We start from the raw sequence: 13,638 nt of genomic DNA, 5'->3' as shown, positions 1-13,638 counted from the left end.
GCACGCCAATCTGTTATGGAGCATCCATGCCTGTATTCCTGTTGTGCGCCTTTCTGATGATCATCCTCTATCCGGTCGGGATCGATCTCTATCTGGTCGCTGTGCCCCAGATTGCCGATGCCCTGCAGGCGAGCGAGGCGCAGATCCACACTGCCTTCTCTATCTATCTGTTTGGCATGGCGGCGACCGTGCTGCTGGGGGGAATGATTGCCGATCGCTACGGGCGGCGCTGGGTGGTGCTCGGAGGCGCGCTGATTTTTGTCCTCGCCTCGCTGGTGGCAGGCAATGCGGAGGGGATTGGCCAGTTCTATTTTGGCCGTTTCTGGCAGGGGGTTGGGGCTGGTGCGCTCTATATCATGACCTTTACTGTGCTGCGGGATGTGCTGAGTCAGGAGCGGCTGGCGATGGCGCTCTCGATGATCAACGGGGTCATCTGCGTGATCCCGGTGCTGGCGCCGGTGCTCGGTTACCTCATCCTGTCACATTTTGATTGGCGCGGGATCTTCGTGGCGATGGCGCTGGTGGCGGCCGTCAGCGGTCTGGTCAACCTGCTTCTGCTCAAGGAAACCCGCCCGGCTCGGCAACCAGGGAGTTGTGCTGCGCTGCCCTTTGCCCTGCTGCGCTCGCCGCGCTTTATGCTGCTATCCCTGCTGACCAGTGCCAGCGTGACCGCCATTCTGGTCTATGTCAGCGTCTCGCCGCTGATCCTGATGAAGGAGTTTGGCTTCACCACCGAGCAGTACTCCATCGTGATGATGGTGATGGCCGGAGTGAGCATGTCTACTTCTTTCCTGACGCCCCTGCTGTTGCGCCGTTTGGGCAAACAGAAGGTGCTGGCGGTGGCTCATCTCTCCTATCTGCTGGCGGCGTGCTCACTGATCGGCAGCTGGCAGGCGGGGGGCGATATCCATCTGTTGCTGCCGGGGTTTGCGCTGGTCTGTGTCGGTTTTTCCTGTGGCTTCGGGGTGGCGATGGGAGAGGCGCTCGACGGTTGTCAGCACAATGTGGCCTTTGCCAGCGCCGTGCTCTGCATCATGCAGATCAGCCTCTCCGGCCTCTATATCTGGCTGTTGGGTCAACTTGGCTTTGCCCCGACCGAGATGCTGATCTGCGCCCTGCTGCTGGCACTGCTCAGTTACCTGGCTGTCAAAGGGCTGTTACCATGGCTCGCGCTTCGTGAAGCGCGGTCGCAGGGCTGATGGAAGATGAGAGGGGATATGCGCAATCTGGGTGAACTCGATTTAAACCTGCTGGTGGTCTTCAAGTACCTGATGCAGGAGCGCAGTGTGGCAGGGGCGGCCAAAAAGCTCTGTGTCACCCCGTCGGCGGTGAGCAAGTCTCTGGCCAAATTGCGGGAGTGGTTTGACGATCCCCTGTTTGTGCGGGTACGGCAGGGATTGCAGCCCACCAACCTCTCCCTGACCCTGGAGGAGGAGCTGAAGGTCTGGTTCCAGCTCACCGATAGCATCACCTCGCTCAATAGCGAGGCGATCCCCGACGGTGCCCGCTTCACGCTGGTGATGGAGTCCCCCTTTTACATCAGCTTCCTGAGCGATCTGCCCATGACCATCTACCAGAAGTACCCCAACTCGGTGGTCAGGATGCTGGGGTGGGATCACCACGCCCTCAACGACATCGTCAATGGCGATGCGGATCTCGGCTTCTGCGCCCGCGAGACCCATGGCCGCTCCCAGGCCAAGGTCAACCGCTTGCCCTACTACATCGATCACGAGGTGCTGTTCACCGATCGCCCGGTGGTTTTTCTGCGCAAGGATCACCCATTGCTCGAGCAGAAGTGGTCGTTGGAGAATTTTTTGGCCTGCCCCCAGATCAGCATGGTGTGGGAAGCGAACGATACCTGGGCTCTCGACAGTCTGCTGGAGGATGAGGGATTGAAGCGGGAGGTGCCCATCATGGTCTCAAGCTTCGAGCAGGCGCTGCATATCGCCTCCCAGTCGAGCCACAAACTGATTGCGGTGGCTCCTTCCTACTGCGGTGGTTATGCCAGTCGGCATCATGGCAATCTGATCGCCATGCCGCTGCCGCTCCCCGAGAAGCTCTACGCCCAGCTGGAGATCGCCTTCATCCTGTTGTGGCACAAACGACACAATCAGGATGCCAAGGTGATGTGGCTGCGCAACGAGATCCGGCGACTCTACAACGACGAATCGCCACGCTAGTGTGGCCGTGACGGTGCCCATCGATCAGCCGGAGCCATCTGCTCCGGCTTTTTGTTGTCGTATCGCCCGGATGAGTGGGCTTTGGCACGACTGAAGTGCTGCGTCCGGGGGGGCATGGGTTCAAGCTGTGTGCCATTCAACTCTCTTTATGCACAGATTAGCCTTGGTTGCACGTCTCGAGTGAGGCTCTTTTCACGAAAAAAATTCATGTGGTTTCATTAGAAAACTTCACTGACGGTCACTTTTAAAGTGTGATCGACCATTAAGTTCCTGTGTTTGCAGTGATATAGCATGACTCCCCTTGGAATGGCAGGGTTAGATATCGCCTGCGTAGGTGACAGCCATTAGAGCGCGGCGTGAGCCGGCCCCACAGGTCATCTGTGGCCGTGTCATGCCCCGGCTATCTAGCCACCAACCATGAGTGACGGAGCAGAGGGTAATAAGCATCAAGGTTGATAAACCGGCTTGAGTGAAGGGATGCGGCAAAGGTAGCGCCTGGAGCCGGCAACTGTACTGGGAGACGCCACTCACCATCCCCCGATAACACCTAATTGAAACCGGCTAGATGAAAAACACCTTTCATCGAACGGGGCGCGTGCACCCGAAAATAGCCAGATTGGCAGGCTGACTGCACTCCCCGTTATGGCAATAGCGGGCAAAAAAATAGTGCGGTAGCTACCACCAGATTAATAAAAATAAATCTCAGCAAAGGCAGGTTACTATGCGTCCAGCAACAGCACCGACCGGGTTGTTACAACAGCCCAAACCCTTCTTTATGATATTTTTCGTCGAACTCTGGGAGCGCTTCGGTTATTACGGCGTGCAGGGGATATTGGCGGTCTTCTTTGTACAGCAACTGGGATTTTCCCAAGAGCAATCCTTTATTACTTTCGGTGCCTTCTCGGCGTTGGTATATGGTCTGATCTCGGTCGGTGGCTATGTCGGTGACCATGTACTCGGCACCAAGCGCACCATGGTGCTCGGGGCTATCGTGTTGGTGATAGGCTACTTTATGACCGGCCTCTCTATCTACAATCCCGACCTGATTTTCTATGCGCTAGGCACCATCGCGGTCGGTAACTGCCTGTTCAAGGCCAATCCGGCCAGCCTGCTGTCAAAATGCTACCAGCCAAAAGATCCGCGGCTGGATGGGGCGTTTACCCTGTTCTATATGTCGATCAATATCGGCTCCCTTATTTCCCTCTCGCTCGCGCCGGTAATTGCCGATCACTACGGCTATACAGTGACCTATAACCTGTGCGGGGTGGGGTTGATTATTGCGCTGCTCACCTTCTTTGCCTGCCGCAATATGGTCAAGGATATTGGCTCCGAGCCGGATCACCTGCCGCTCGATTACAGCAAGCTGCTGCTGGTTATATTGGGTTCGGTAGCCATGGTCTTCTTCTGCGCCTGGCTGATGCACCACGTGGTGATCGCCAACATGGTGCTGATGACGGTAACCATCGCCGTGGTGATTGTCTTCTTTCGCGAGGCGTTCAGGCTCGACACAGTGGGCCGCAACAAGATGTATGTGGCCTTCGTGCTGATGCTGGAGGCAGTGCTCTTCTACGTGCTGTATGCCCAGATGCCGACGTCCCTGAACTTCTTTGCCATCAACAACATGCACCACGAGATGCTGGGCATGAGCGTCAACCCGGTCAGCTTCCAGGCGCTCAACCCCTTCTGGGTGGTAGTGGGTAGCCCGGTACTCGCGATGATCTATACCCGAATGGGCAGCAAGGGGCGGGATCTCACCATGCCGCTCAAGTTCACCCTCGGGATGTTCTTTTGCTCGCTGGGCTTTCTGACGGCGGCGGCATCCGGCTGGTGGTTTGCCGATGAGCAGGGGCTGACCTCCCCCTGGTTTATGGTGCTTATCTACCTGTTCCAGAGTCTGGGCGAGCTGATGATCAGTGCGCTGGGACTGGCGATGGTCGCCGCGCTGGTGCCGCAACGGCTGATGGGCTTTATTCTCGGAATGTGGTTCCTGACTCAGGCGATGGCGTCCCTGCTGGGTGGCTATGTGGCGACTTTTACCGCCGTGCCGCAAGGGATGACGGATCCGCTGCAAACTTTGCCCATTTACACCGGCGTATTTGGCAAGATCGGGATGGCGACCCTGCTGATTGCGGTAGTGATGGGGCTGATGGTGCCCTGGCTGAACCGGATGATGAATGCGAGCCCCGAGGCCGAAGGGCTGGTCGCGGGTCAATCACAGGCGTAATGAGGGGAGGATAGTGCGAGACAAGGCAAGGGCTGCGACCCTTGCCTTGCTGTTGATGGCTTAGTTGTACTGCTCTTCCATCCAGGCTTCGACGATCAGCTGCGCCGATACCCCGTCCACACTGCCTTTCTCCAGCGCGCGATAGCCGCCTCGCTCAAACAGGCGGGCGCGGGCATCTGTGGTGGTGAGTCGCTCATCCTTGAACTCCACCGGCTTGCCGAAACGGCCATGCAGCCGGTTGCCGAATTTGCGGGCCCGTACCGTGATCTCCTGATCGGTACCATCCATGTTCAGCGGCAGGCCGACCACCAGCAGGTCCGGTTGCCACTCCTTGAGCAGCTTCTCAATCTCGTCCCAGTTGGGGATGCCGTCGTTGGCCTTGAGGGCGCGCAGAGGCTGGGCAGTGCCTGTCAGCTCCTGACCGATGGCGACGCCAATGCTCTTGGTGCCATAGTCAAAGCCCATGATGCTGCGTGATGACATAACTGATAAATCCTCGAAATAGAGAGCGGAGCGGGCCAGCCGATCAGCTGTGGCCGATGTCGCTGGAGAGGTGAACCGGGTTCACCCCTATGCTGGCGGCAGCTTGCTGCCAACGTTTGTGAATGGGGGTCTTGAACACCAGAGCCGGATTGGGGGGGATCACCAGCCAGGCGCCGTCCACCAGCTCCTGCTCCAGCTGACCTGCGCTCCAGCCTGCATAGCCAAGGGCCACCAGCCAATGGGCAGGAGCTTCGCTCGTACCCAGGGTTTCCAGAATATCCTTGGAGGTGGTCACCATCATCTCATCCCCCACCTGCAGGGTGGAGTTGAAGCCGGGGCGGAAGCTGTGCAGCACGAAGCCGCGATCGGCGTGAACCGGCCCCCCTTGCAGCACCGGCTGCTTGAGCTCCGGGTTGTTGGGCGGGTTGAGCTGGAGCTGGGTCAGCATGGTTTCCAGCGACATCTCGACCGGAATGTTGACGACCAAGCCCATGGCGCCCTCTTCGTTGTGCTCGCACAGATAGACCAGCGAGCGCTCGAAGTAGGGATCCGTCAGGCTTGGCATGGCAAGCAGGAAGTGATTTTGCAGTGTTTGCATAGAGGCCAAATAGTGCAAAGGTATTTGAGGTCAATTATGGCAGTTGATCCCCATGGGAAAAACCGCTTTTTGGGCTGGGCGAGATCCCGCCCCTTTCCGGATTGCCTTGAAACAGAGAGGGTGGCGCCGGGCCACCCTCTCAGTTTCCGGGCTTGTCAGTGGCGGGTTACCCCTGAACAGGCCGGTTAGCCTGCCTGGCGATTATTTGCCCAGCCGACGCTCGATGGCATCCATCAGCATGCCGGTGATGTGCACATCGAAGGCGGCTTCAATCTCGCGAATGCAGGTCGGGCTGGTGACGTTAATTTCGGTCAGCCGATCGCCGATGATATCGAGGCCAACGAAGATAAGCCCTTTCTCTTTCAACGTCGGGCCCACTGCACGGGCGATGGCCCAGTCGGCTTCGCTCAGGGGACGCGCTTCACCACGGCCACCGGCCGCCAGATTGCCACGGGTCTCGCCCTGCGCCGGAATACGGGCGAGGCAGTAGGGAACCGGTTCACCGTCCACTACCAGTACCCGCTTGTCGCCATCCTTGATGGCGGGCAGATAGGTCTGCGCCATGCAGTACTGGCTGCCGTGGGCGGTCAGGGTCTCGATAATCACGCCGACGTTGGCGTCATCTTCCTTCATGCGGAAGATGGAGGCGCCGCCCATGCCGTCCAAGGGCTTCAAGATCACGTCTCTGTGCTGTGCGTGGAAGGCGCGCAGCTTGTCGGCACGGCGGGTCACCAGCGTGGTCGGGGTGTGCTCGGCAAACCAGGCGGTGTAGAGCTTCTCGTTGGCATCGCGCAGGCTCTGCGGCTTGTTGACGATAAGGCAACCCTCATCCTCGGCCCGCTCCAGCATGTAGGTGGCATAGATAAATTCGGTGTCGAACGGCGGATCCTTGCGCATCAGGATCACATCGAGGTTGGAGAGGGGCTGATCAACCACCTCGCCCAGGGTGTACCAGTCGGCATAGTCATATTTGACGGTGAGCGGGCGCATGGTACCAAAGGCGCGACCGGCTTCCATGTAGAGATCCTTCATCTCCAGATAGAACAGCTCATAGCCGCGCTTTTGCGCCTCTTCGAGCATGGCAAAGCTGGAATCTTTCTTGATATTGATGGCCGAGATGGGGTCCATCACGATGCCGAGTTTAATGGTCATCCGCTGTTCCTTTTTAATGGCTCGATTGGGTTGTAGGGTCGATTAGCGCAGCGTAATCGGCCGCTTGCGGCTGCGTCGATGCAGCCATGGGGCTGATTGATGCGACCGATAGTATCAAGCGAGATCGCCAAAGCGGCATTGCAGCGCGGTAATGGCGGTCAGGGCGGCAGTTTCGGTGCGAAGCACCCGCGGCCCCAGTAGCATCTCTTTGAAATCTTCCTGCACGGTACGGGCGATCTCGTCGCTCGACAAGCCCCCTTCCGGGCCAATCAGCAGGCGCACGCCGTGCTCGGGAACGGGTAGGGTGTTGATGCTGTACTCGGCCCGCGGATGCAGGTTGAGCTTGAGCTCTTTGGTCTCTTCCGCCAGCCAGGCGTCCAGCTCTATCGGCATGCGCACCTCTGGCACCACGTTGCGGCCGCACTGTTCGCAGGCGCTGATCACCACCTTCTGCCACTGTTCGCGCTTCTTCTCCAGCCGGTCTGCCGGCAGCTTGACGCCGCAGCGCTCGGAGAAGAGCGGGGTGATGCAGGTGACGCCCAGCTCCACCGATTTCTGGATGGTGAAGTCCATCTTGTCGCCACGGCTGATCACCTGACCGAGGTGGATGGCCAGCGGTGACTCCACCGATTGGACGTCGCAGCTGTCGATGGTCACTTCCACCGACTTCTTGCCGACGTTGGCGATGGTGGCGGGGTATTGATTGCCATCGCCATTGAACAGCTCGAGCTGCTGGCCCGGCTGCATGCGCAGTACCCGGCCGATATGGTTGGCGCCGTCTTCCGACAGGGCGATGGTCTGGCCAACTTGCAGGGTGGCCGGTTCATAGATACGTGGAATGCGCATGGCTGCTTGTCAGTCTCTTGCTTGGAAACCCTTCATATCCTGCGGCGAGCAAGGCTCACGCTGCGGTGAAGAAGGGTTTCATGATAGGAGGGGCGATCCCCCTCCCTGGTCAAATGGGGTTATTGGCACTGTTTTTCAATAAAGGGATTGGTATTGCCCTGCAGCTTGCCGATGCGGCGGTTACGCTCGCACTCCCAGCCCTCTGCCGGGTACTGGCGATCCCAAGCTTCAAACAGTTTACGCTGTTGCGCTGCCAGACGCAGCCCATACTGCTGGCTCATGTAGAGGTAGGCGCGGGCAATCTGGCCCCGTACCGGCCCCTTGGGCGGCTGCACCCGACGATCCTTGAAATCCACCAGCATCTGGCACTGGCCGTACTGATCCGGCTTGCCGTTCCAGTCGGAGAAGCGGTAGTTGGCCCGATCGCCGTTCACCTCGCCAATGGCGGGGAAGAGGTTGTGCATGTCCCCCTCCATCTTGTTGAACTCGGGGCTCGCTTTTTCGCAGTTCTTGCGACCGCCAGCCTGCCAGCATTGCAGCTGGTGGCCGAACTCCCAGGCCGGGACCACGTGTTCCCACTCGATGCGGGCGGCGCGCTTGGCCTGCTTGCGCGGCTCATAGCCGCAACTGGCGAGATCCGGGCTCATTTTCTTGCCCTGATAGTCGATGTCACAGCCGCAGTAGAAGGTGGTGACCGCAGGCTGGCTGCGGTAGAGCTTCACCAGATCCTGCTTGGCTTCGCGAAAGGTCTGGGCGTGCAGGGGGGCGCTGAGCAGCGGTAAACCGGCCAGCAGGGTCAGGGCGAGGGAGGAGATGAAACGCATGGGATTCCTTGCAAACGGGATGATTGACGAACGATGGCGGGCACCCTACCACAGGGGCGCGACACAAGCTGGCTTACTGCTCTGGCTCCGGCCGTTCCCGCTCCAGCGGCTGCTTGCAGCGGCGGCAGTGATAGCGGGCCTCGCCGCGCACCACCTTGTTGTGGCGGCGTACCGACAGCTGATGCTGCTGGCAGAGGCAGCGATAGGGGATGGTGCGCTGGGCCAGAACCGCCAGATCGAAGCTGTGGGTGGTTCTGGGTTCAAGGCCGAACACCTCCCGCATTACCGATTGCCACTGACGGCCGTGGGGCAACACCCGGCTTTTGCCGCGCCCTTCACCCCATAGGGCATGAACCAGCAGATGGGCCACCTCGTGGGGCACCACCTCATCCAGAAACGCCTGCTGGTTGGCCTGATAGAGGGCTGGGTTGAAGCGCAGCTCCCAGGTTTGCAGCCGCGCCGATCCCGCCGCTCGGCCCCGCATATTGCAGTAGATCCGCGGGCGGGGGAAGGTGCGGCCAAGGCGCGCCTCGGCCTGCACAAAGCAGGCTTCTACGCGTTGTTGCAACAGGGCGACAAGCTGGGCAGGGGTGGCAGACATCAACATCTCGTCAGATAGCGGATAAGCAAAAGGGGAGCCAGGCTCCCCTTTTATCACAACAGCGAGCCTTACAGGCCAGCGGCAGAACGCAGCAGTTCGGCCTTGTCGGTCTGCTCCCACGGGAACTCGTTACGACCGAAGTGACCGTAGGCAGCGGTAGCCTGGTAGATCGGACGCTTCAGATCCAGCATTTCGATCAGACCATACGGGCGCAGTTCGAAGTGCTCGCGCACCAGCTTGACCAGCAGCTCCTCGGCGACCTTGGCAGTACCGAAGGTTTCTACGCTGATGGAGGTCGGCTCGGCCACACCGATGGCGTAGGAGATCTGGATTTCACAGCGATCGGCCAGACCGGCGGCAACGATGTTTTTGGCAACGTAGCGGGCGGCGTAAGCAGCGGAGCGGTCAACCTTGGACGGATCCTTGCCGGAGAAGGCGCCACCACCGTGACGAGCCATGCCGCCGTAGGTATCGACGATGATCTTGCGACCGGTCAGACCGCAGTCACCCATCGGGCCGCCGATAACGAAACGGCCGGTCGGGTTGATGAAGTATTTGGTGTCTTTGTTGACCCACTCGGCCGGCAGCACCGGCTTGATGATCTCTTCGCGAACCGCTTCAACCAGATCTTTGTGGCTGATGGATTCGGCGTGCTGGGTAGACAGTACAACGGCATCCACACCGATGATCTTGCCTGCGTCGTCGTAGGCGAAGGTCAGCTGGCTCTTGGCATCCGGACGCAGCCACGGCAGGGTGCCGTTCTTGCGCACTTCAGCCTGACGCTTCACCAGCAGGTGAGAGTAGGTGATGGGGGCCGGCATCAGCACGTCGGTTTCGTTGGTGGCGTAGCCGAACATCAGGCCCTGGTCGCCAGCGCCCTGCTCCAGCGGATCGCTGCGGTCAACACCCTGGTTGATGTCCGGGGACTGCTTGCCGATGGCGTTCAGCACGGCGCAGGAGTCAGCGTCGAAGCCCATGTCGGAGTGGGTGTAGCCGATTTCACGTACGGTATCACGCACGATCTCTTCGATATCAACCCAGGCAGAGGTGGTTACTTCGCCGGCCACCATGACCATACCGGTCTTGACCAGGGTCTCACAGGCAACGCGTGCCTTGGTATCTTGCTTGAGGATGGCGTCCAGTACCGCATCGGAGATCTGGTCCGCAATCTTGTCGGGATGGCCTTCGGAGACCGACTCGGAAGTAAACAGCTTTGCCATGATAAGAGTCTCAGCTTGTCTGGGTTATCGCCACGGCAATAACCGGATGAATGGGATGGTGTAGAGGTATCTACATCTGGACGTCTATTTTAATTAGCGCCCCCCGTGATTGCCAGCACTATTTTGTCGCGCAGTGTCTAATGGGTCACAAGCGGTGCTCTCCTATCCCGAAAGGGATGGAAATCAAACGTTTTTCTCTGGTTGCTTTGGTCAATAGAGGGCAAGAAAAGCGATTGTCCTCCCAAAGCGGCTTTATTCGTCCAGATAATATTTGCACGCCGCGCGCCCTGCTGGGACAATAACGCGCCTTAATCTTGGCCATCAAATGAAGCAATCGCAGGAGATTCAGATGCCTTCTCGTAAAGAGCTTGCCAATGCCATTCGTGCATTGAGTATGGATGCCGTTCAAAAAGCCAACTCCGGTCACCCGGGCGCCCCCATGGGAATGGCGGATATCGCCGAAGTGCTGTGGCGTAGCCACCTCAGACATAACCCGAACAACCCCAAGTGGGCCGACCGCGACCGTTTCATTCTCTCCAACGGCCACGGCTCCATGCTGCTGTACTCCCTGCTGCACCTCTCCGGTTATGACCTCTCCATCGACGATCTGAAAAACTTCCGCCAACTGCACTCTCGCACCCCGGGTCACCCGGAGTACGGCTATGCACCGGGCGTTGAAACCACCACTGGCCCGCTGGGTCAGGGCATCACCAACGCCGTTGGTATGGCGATCGCCGAGAAAGCCATGGCTGAGCAGTTCAACCAGCCGGGCCACGACATCGTTGACCACTACACCTACGCCTTTATGGGCGACGGCTGCCTGATGGAAGGTATCTCCCACGAAGCGTGTTCCCTGGCAGGTACCCTGCAACTGGGCAAACTGATCGCGTTCTGGGATGACAACGGTATCTCCATCGACGGTCACGTAGAAGGCTGGTTCACCGATGACACCGTCAAGCGCTTCGAAGCCTACGGCTGGCACGTAATCCCGGCTGTTGACGGTCACAGCCCGGAAGCCATCAATGCCGCCATCGAAGCCGCCAAGGCCGAGACCGGCAAGCCGACCCTGATCTGCTGCCGCACCATCATCGGTTACGGTTCTCCGAACAAATCCGGTTCTCACGACTGCCACGGCTCACCGCTGGGCAACGACGAGATCGCCGCTGCTCGCGCGTTCCTGAAGTGGGACCACGCTCCGTTTGTTATCCCGGCCGATATCGCTGCCGAGTGGAACGCTCAGGAGAAGGGCGCTGCACTGGAAGCCGACTGGGCTGCCAAGTTCGCCGCCTATGAAGCCGCTCACCCGACGCTGGCTGCCGAATTCAAGCGCCGTACCGCTGGCGAACTGCCGGCCAACTGGGCTGCTGAATCCGCCAAGATCATCGAAACCCTGCAAGCCAACCCGGCCAAGATCGCAACCCGTAAAGCGTCCCAGAACTCTCTGGAAGCGTTCGGCAAGCTGCTGCCGGAGTCCATGGGCGGCTCTGCTGACCTGGCTCCGTCCAACCTGACCATGTGGTCCGGCTCCAAGTCCCTGACCAACGACGATGCCTCCGGCAACTACATCCACTACGGTGTACGTGAGTTCGGCATGTCCGCCATCATGAACGGTATCGCCCTGCACGGTGGTTTCATCCCCTACGGCGCCACTTTCCTGATGTTTATGGAGTATGCTCGCAACGCCTTGCGCATGGCCGCCCTGATGAAGCAGCGCGCCATCTTCGTTTACACCCACGACTCCATCGGTCTGGGTGAAGATGGCCCGACTCACCAGCCGGTTGAGCAGATCGCCTCCCTGCGTCTGACTCCGAACATGAGCACCTGGCGTCCGTGTGACCAGGTTGAATCTGCCATCGCCTGGAAACACGCCATCGAGCGCACCGACGGCCCGACCTCTCTGATCTTCTCTCGTCAGAACCTGGCCCAGATGGATCGTACTGCCCAGCAACTGGCCGATACCGCCAAGGGTGGCTACGTGCTGAAGGATTGCGCCGGTACTCCGGAGCTGATCCTGATCGCCACCGGTTCCGAAGTGGAACTGGCCGTTGCCGCCTATGAGCAGCTGACTGCCAAGGGCCGTGCCGTGCGCGTGGTCTCTCTGCCGTCTACCGACGTGTTCGACGCTCAATCTGCCGAGTACAAAGAGTCTGTCCTGCCATCTTCCGTCACCAAGCGTGTGGCCATCGAAGCCGGCATCGCTGACTACTGGTACAAGTACGTCGGTTTTGGCGGCAAGATCATCGGTATGACCACCTTCGGTGAGTCCGCACCGGCCGAGCTGCTGTTCAAGGAATTCGGCTTTACCGTGGAAAACGTGGTTGCAACCGCTGAATCCCTGTAATTGCTAAAATTTGGGTCAATCTGACTCAATAGCCAGAACGATAAAACGCCCTCCATCGCAAGATGGGGGGCGTTTTTTTGTAGAGATATAGTTGGTGGCTTGCGAGGTTGTAGGTAAGTTTTTAATATCTATTAGTTTTTTATTGTAGAATGAATCAGCAACATAAGACGATTTTATGTGGAATCTAACTTGCTTGTCATTAATTTATAAAATATTGTGTGTGCCAAGTAGTAATCCAATATGCATGTAATGTGAATATTAGGCATCACTGTTTTGTGAGAAAATCATGGTGGATGAGTACAAAGGTAAGCAGATTCAACAAACAATTGTTGTCACCGATCTTCTTAATGGTCGAACGGTGACAACTATGCAACAAGCATATCTGCTAACCGAAGCAGATTTTCTCCGTTTAAAAGGTAGCCCACCAGTTACTGCCGCGATTGCAATAATAATATTTTCCGGTGTAATTGGTTATATTGTGAGCCTAGGCCCTAAAATAGCTCCCATATTTAATGGGGGGGCATCAGAGCTCACATCTGGTGAAATAAATACAATTCTTGTTGGTATCACTATATCTATAATTTTATATGCAGTAGGTTTTTTCTGTCCTAATGATAAGAAGAAGCTTATGAATAAAATATCGAAGCATTTTGATGATGCGAAACCATCCTCACATATTGTGGGAGAGCAGAAATGATTACTCGTACTACATTGCCTAAAACCTATAAACCGTATCAGAAACTAACGGTATGTAGCAATATTCTTCTGGGTGGCGGACATCTGGTTGTTATTGGTGAGGTGTTACCACTATTAGTCGGAAGTAGCAATGAAGGTCCTAAAGTATGGTTGCAAGCTCCTACTGACAAAAGTGGTAAACAGTATATTCCACTTGTTACGGCATCAGTTGCATCAAATTCAGCGGTTGGAATTATCAGTAACAAGGATGGTCTATCTATTTCTATTGGTGGTGTACATGTAGTTAATATTAAACAAGTTAATGCCAGCACAGCAGTGATTGACCAGTTAGATCTTCGTCCGATAGGGTTCAACATCTATGGAAAAAAATCTTCGCTTACCGCTGGTGGGATAAATCTATCGAGTAATACTTTTAGTGGTGGCGGTTCACTACTAGCCTTTGGAGATGGTTAATAATTAGCCTGTAGGTTCGA

Annotated in this window: 13 protein-coding genes; 6 read left to right on the top strand and 7 right to left on the bottom strand. The window is 57.5% G+C overall.

Annotated elements, in window-relative coordinates; all coding sequences use genetic code 11:
• The first annotated feature begins 26 nt into the window (after window positions 1-26).
• The 3 genes from BN1139_RS13285 (at window position 27) to dtpB (ending at window position 4,404) form a co-directional block, all read left to right on the top strand.
• Window positions 27-1,199 carry an MFS transporter gene (locus BN1139_RS13285; protein ID WP_005349789.1) on the top strand — a complete coding sequence of 391 codons (1,173 nt, stop codon included), beginning with the start codon at window positions 27-29 and terminating at the stop codon, window positions 1,197-1,199.
• Between the two features lie 18 nt (window positions 1,200-1,217).
• Window positions 1,218-2,180: an HTH-type transcriptional regulator YidZ gene (gene yidZ, locus BN1139_RS13280; RefSeq protein WP_005349791.1), complete on the top strand. Its 963-nt coding sequence runs from the start codon at window positions 1,218-1,220 to the stop codon at window positions 2,178-2,180.
• 721 nt (window positions 2,181-2,901) lie between these two features.
• Entirely contained in the window at window positions 2,902-4,404 is a 1,503-nt protein-coding gene (gene dtpB / locus BN1139_RS13275; RefSeq protein ID WP_005349792.1) for a dipeptide/tripeptide permease DtpB, read from the top strand.
• A 60-nt stretch (window positions 4,405-4,464) separates the two neighbouring features.
• Here dtpB and ruvX read toward each other — a convergent pair whose 3' ends face one another.
• The 7 genes from ruvX to metK form a co-directional block, all read right to left on the bottom strand.
• Complete coding sequence (gene ruvX / locus BN1139_RS13270) at window positions 4,465-4,887, bottom strand: Holliday junction resolvase RuvX (protein WP_005343821.1); 423 nt, start codon at window positions 4,885-4,887, stop codon at window positions 4,465-4,467.
• Window positions 4,888-4,930: 43 nt separating this feature from the next.
• Window positions 4,931-5,485: a YqgE/AlgH family protein gene (locus BN1139_RS13265; RefSeq protein WP_005349793.1), complete on the bottom strand. Its 555-nt coding sequence runs from the start codon at window positions 5,483-5,485 to the stop codon at window positions 4,931-4,933.
• A 201-nt stretch (window positions 5,486-5,686) separates the two neighbouring features.
• Window positions 5,687-6,637, bottom strand: coding sequence for a glutathione synthase (gene gshB / locus BN1139_RS13260; RefSeq protein WP_005349794.1), 951 nt, complete (start codon window positions 6,635-6,637; stop codon window positions 5,687-5,689).
• 114 nt (window positions 6,638-6,751) lie between these two features.
• Window positions 6,752-7,483, bottom strand: coding sequence for a 16S rRNA (uracil(1498)-N(3))-methyltransferase (rsmE, locus tag BN1139_RS13255; protein ID WP_005349795.1), 732 nt, complete (start codon window positions 7,481-7,483; stop codon window positions 6,752-6,754).
• Between the two features lie 119 nt (window positions 7,484-7,602).
• The gene (locus BN1139_RS13250) at window positions 7,603-8,307 is read right to left on the bottom strand and encodes an endonuclease (protein WP_005349796.1); all 705 of its coding nucleotides are present in this window, start codon (window positions 8,305-8,307) and stop codon (window positions 7,603-7,605) included.
• 73 nt (window positions 8,308-8,380) lie between these two features.
• Complete coding sequence (locus tag BN1139_RS13245; protein ID WP_005349798.1) at window positions 8,381-8,908, bottom strand: SprT family zinc-dependent metalloprotease; 528 nt, start codon at window positions 8,906-8,908, stop codon at window positions 8,381-8,383.
• 68 nt (window positions 8,909-8,976) lie between these two features.
• Window positions 8,977-10,128 carry a methionine adenosyltransferase gene (gene metK, locus BN1139_RS13240; RefSeq protein WP_005349800.1) on the bottom strand — a complete coding sequence of 384 codons (1,152 nt, stop codon included), beginning with the start codon at window positions 10,126-10,128 and terminating at the stop codon, window positions 8,977-8,979.
• Window positions 10,129-10,477: 349 nt separating this feature from the next.
• On the opposite strand from metK, the gene tkt reads away from it, so the two are divergent.
• The 3 genes from tkt to BN1139_RS21425 all read left to right on the top strand — a co-directional run bounded on the left by tkt (window position 10,478) and on the right by BN1139_RS21425 (window position 13,618).
• Entirely contained in the window at window positions 10,478-12,469 is a 1,992-nt protein-coding gene (tkt, locus tag BN1139_RS13235) for a transketolase (RefSeq protein WP_013724012.1), read from the top strand.
• A gap of 286 nt (window positions 12,470-12,755) precedes the next feature.
• Complete coding sequence (locus tag BN1139_RS21430; protein ID WP_143231922.1) at window positions 12,756-13,166, top strand: hypothetical protein; 411 nt, start codon at window positions 12,756-12,758, stop codon at window positions 13,164-13,166.
• Window positions 13,163-13,618: a hypothetical protein gene (locus BN1139_RS21425; protein WP_074045164.1), complete on the top strand. Its 456-nt coding sequence runs from the start codon at window positions 13,163-13,165 to the stop codon at window positions 13,616-13,618. Before BN1139_RS21430 ends, BN1139_RS21425 begins: the two co-directional genes overlap by 4 nt.
• The last annotated feature ends 20 nt before the right edge of the window (window positions 13,619-13,638 follow it).

The sequence above is a fragment of the Aeromonas veronii bv. veronii genome (assembly GCF_000820225.1).
Classification (GTDB): domain Bacteria; phylum Pseudomonadota; class Gammaproteobacteria; order Enterobacterales; family Aeromonadaceae; genus Aeromonas; species Aeromonas veronii.
Note: the sequence above shows the minus strand (reverse complement) of the source record. Positions and strands in the feature narration are given on the sequence as shown.

Excerpts from the sequence above, each read along its gene's own strand:
- BN1139_RS13285 (WP_005349789.1), top strand. The coding sequence starts at position 27 with ATGCCTGTATTCCTGTTGTGCGCCTTTCTGATGATCATCCTCTATCCG.
- yidZ (WP_005349791.1), top strand. The coding sequence starts at position 1,218 with ATGCGCAATCTGGGTGAACTCGATTTAAACCTGCTGGTGGTCTTCAAG.
- dtpB (WP_005349792.1), top strand. The coding sequence starts at position 2,902 with ATGCGTCCAGCAACAGCACCGACCGGGTTGTTACAACAGCCCAAACCC.
- ruvX (WP_005343821.1), bottom strand. The coding sequence starts at position 4,887 with ATGTCATCACGCAGCATCATGGGCTTTGACTATGGCACCAAGAGCATT.
- BN1139_RS13265 (WP_005349793.1), bottom strand. The coding sequence starts at position 5,485 with ATGCAAACACTGCAAAATCACTTCCTGCTTGCCATGCCAAGCCTGACG.
- gshB (WP_005349794.1), bottom strand. The coding sequence starts at position 6,637 with ATGACCATTAAACTCGGCATCGTGATGGACCCCATCTCGGCCATCAAT.
- rsmE (WP_005349795.1), bottom strand. The coding sequence starts at position 7,483 with ATGCGCATTCCACGTATCTATGAACCGGCCACCCTGCAAGTTGGCCAG.
- BN1139_RS13250 (WP_005349796.1), bottom strand. The coding sequence starts at position 8,307 with ATGCGTTTCATCTCCTCCCTCGCCCTGACCCTGCTGGCCGGTTTACCG.
- BN1139_RS13245 (WP_005349798.1), bottom strand. The coding sequence starts at position 8,908 with ATGTCTGCCACCCCTGCCCAGCTTGTCGCCCTGTTGCAACAACGCGTA.
- metK (WP_005349800.1), bottom strand. The coding sequence starts at position 10,128 with ATGGCAAAGCTGTTTACTTCCGAGTCGGTCTCCGAAGGCCATCCCGAC.
- tkt (WP_013724012.1), top strand. The coding sequence starts at position 10,478 with ATGCCTTCTCGTAAAGAGCTTGCCAATGCCATTCGTGCATTGAGTATG.
- BN1139_RS21430 (WP_143231922.1), top strand. The coding sequence starts at position 12,756 with ATGGTGGATGAGTACAAAGGTAAGCAGATTCAACAAACAATTGTTGTC.
- BN1139_RS21425 (WP_074045164.1), top strand. The coding sequence starts at position 13,163 with ATGATTACTCGTACTACATTGCCTAAAACCTATAAACCGTATCAGAAA.